Origin of the sequence: Kitasatospora sp. MY 5-36 (assembly GCF_001182915.1) — a bacterium.
Lineage (GTDB): Bacteria > Actinomycetota > Actinomycetes > Streptomycetales > Streptomycetaceae > Kitasatospora.
The window spans coordinates 1-862 of record NZ_LFVW01001334.1 but is presented as its reverse complement, the minus strand read 5'-3'; the positions used below and the strand labels follow the sequence as shown (position 1 = coordinate 862).

Here is an 862-nt window from a genome sequence, read left to right as displayed (position 1 = left end):
CGGACGCGAGCGGCTCGACCAGCTTGGCCAGCCGCCGCAGCCCCCGGTGGGCGGCCATCCGGACGCTGCCGGCCCGCTTGCCGAGCACCCGGGCGGCGCTCTCCGCGTCCAGCTCCATGACCACCCGCAGCAGCACGGCCTCGGCCTGGTCGCGCGGCAGCCGGGAGATCAGGGCCAGCGCGTCGGCGGTGCCGACCGTGGCCAGCGCCGCCCGCGCCGTGTCGTCCCCCGCCGCCAGCTCGACCAGCTGCTCGAAGGGCAGGTCGGCGACCGGACGGCGGCGCCGGGCGCGCAGGTGGTCGAGGGCGCGGTGGCGGGCGATGGTGGCGGCCCAGCCGCGGAAGCCGTCCCCGTCGCCGGAGAAGCCGCGCAGGTCGCGGGCGATCTGCAGCCAGGCCTCGGAGGCGATGTCCTCGGCGTCCTGGGCACCCTCCGGCCGACCGCCGACCAGCACCCGCAGGTAGCGCAACAGGCCCGGCTGGACGGTCCGGAACAGCAGCCGGAACGCCTCCTCGTCCCCGCCCTGCGCGGCCCGCACCGCCTCCGTCAGATCAGGGGGAGCGGCGGCCGCCGGGCCCGGTGGCAGGCCGGCGGGTGGTACTGGTCCGGACCGGCCGACGGGGCCGTCGGTGCCCGCTCCGGGGCGCTCTGCACTCTGCACCCGCCACATGATGCGCCATTCGGGCGAACACTTCGGCTCCGGCCGAAGGACCGGTCCGGCCGGGGCCAAGGTCCCGAGGACTGCTGCCGTTCGCCCACGGCCCGAAGGGGCCCGCCCGGCCTACGTTGTCGGTAGGCGAAGCAGTCCGGGCCGCCGACGCCCCGGACGCCGGGTCCGCCGACGCACCCGGCCCGCCACCCG

1 protein-coding gene is annotated in these 862 nt (G+C 78.2%); it reads right to left on the bottom strand.

Annotated elements, in window-relative coordinates; all coding sequences use genetic code 11:
• Positions 1 to 670: RNA polymerase sigma factor (locus AE652_RS42295; RefSeq protein WP_082346314.1), on the bottom strand; the 670-nt coding region annotated here is incomplete at its 3' end.
• Positions 671 to 862: the final 192 nt, after the last annotated feature.